The organism is Mesorhizobium sp. M8A.F.Ca.ET.021.01.1.1 (genome assembly GCF_003998025.1).
Lineage (GTDB): Bacteria > Pseudomonadota > Alphaproteobacteria > Rhizobiales > Rhizobiaceae > Mesorhizobium.
In genome coordinates, this window is sequence record NZ_RZSJ01000856.1 from 1 (window position 1) to 1,747 (window position 1,747).

Here is a 1,747-nt window from a genome sequence, read left to right on the forward strand (position 1 = left end):
TGACGGCATGGCCGACGATCTTGCCGAGTTGCAGCGCGCCTTCCAACAGCGAATAGGCCGAATGCACGCGCAGATGGACGAACGGCCGTGCCGGTATTTCAGGCCGCGCGGCAGCAATCGCGGCTTCGCGCTTCAGTGGGTCGCGTGGAAGTCTGTCGTCCGCCATGGTTTTTCGAGCTGCCGAAGGTCTTTGAGTCGATGAGAATGTATTGTCCGGGACCGGGCGATACCAGTCCAGCACAAACGACTACTGACCACAGGCTTCCAGCCCGCTCACGCGAATTCCATGATTACCGCGTCGACAGCCAGGCTGTCGCCCGGCTTGGCGTTGAGTTTCGAGACGACAAGATCGCGCTCGGCGCGCAGCACGTTTTCCATCTTCATTGCCTCCACCACGGCCAAGGTTTCGCCGGCCTTGACCTCCTGGCCCACGGCAACGGCAATCGACACCACTAGGCCGGGCATCGGGCAGAGCAGCAGTTTCGACGTGTCCGGCGCCACCTTTTCCGGCATCAGCCGTTCAAGCTCGGCGGTGCGCGGCAGCATGGCACGCGCCGTCACCGACATGCCTTTCCAGGCGATGCGCAGGCCATTGGCGACAGGCCGGATCTGGGCGGCGACCCTGTGCTTGCCGACCGTGCCGCGCCAGATCAGGTCGCCGGGCCGCCAGTCAGATGCAACGGTCAGCGCCTTGCCGCCGTCGATCGACAGGTCGATCTCCATCGGGATGGAAATCATGCCTTCGAGGATCGACGCCGAGAGATAGTCCTCGCCGATCTTGACCACCCAATCACGCTTGAGCGCTCCCGAATGCGGCGCCAGCCGCCCGCCCAGCCGGTCGAGACGGTCGCGGCGCAGCAGTTCCACCGCGGTGGCGATCGACGCCAGCACGGCCCTTTCCCCGCTGTTCGGCACGACGGGGCCAAAACCGTCGGGATATTCCTCCGCGATGAAGCCCGTCGATATCGCCCCTTCCCGCCAGCGCGGATGCTGCATCAGTGCCGCCAGGAAAGGGATGTTGTGCTCGATGCCGTCGACCACAAAGCTGTCGAGCGCTTCCGACATGGCGTCGATGGCCTCGAGCCGCGTCGGTGCCCAGGTGCACAGCTTGGCGAGCATCGGATCGTAGAACATCGAAATCTCAGAGCCTTCGGTGACGCCGGTGTCGTTGCGGATCACGATGTCGCCGAATTGCCCTTCCTCCGGCGGCCGGTAGCGCGTCAGCCGGCCGATCGAAGGCAGGAAATTGCGATAGGGATCCTCGGCGTAGAGCCGGCTTTCCACCGCCCAGCCGTCCAGCTTGATGTCGCCCTGCTTGAGGCCAAGCTTTTCGCCGGCGGCGACGCGGATCATCTGCTCAACCAGATCGATGCCGGTGACGAGTTCCGTCACCGGATGCTCGACCTGCAATCGTGTATTCATTTCAAGGAAATAGAAGTTCTTGTCCTTGTCGACGATGAACTCGACGGTGCCGGCGCTCTGGTAGTCGACGGCCCTTGCCAGCGCCACCGACTGTTCGCCCATGGCCTTCCTGGTCTTGGCATCGAGGAAGGGCGATGGCGCCTCCTCGGCGACCTTCTGGTTGCGGCGCTGGATCGAGCATTCGCGCTCGCCGAGATAGAGCGCGTTGCCATGCGCGTCGGCCAGGACCTGGATCTCGATATGGCGGGGATCGACGACGAATTTCTCGATGAACACCCGGTCGTCGCCAAACGAACTCTTGGCCTCGGAGCGTGCCCGATCGAAC

General features: G+C 63.5%; 1 protein-coding gene. It reads right to left on the reverse strand.

The window, feature by feature from the left end:
- Positions 1-273: 273 nt before the first annotated feature.
- Positions 274-1,747 (reverse strand): biotin/lipoyl-containing protein (locus EOA36_RS34780; protein ID WP_127281173.1); only part of this gene is annotated, 1,474 nt, incomplete at its 5' end.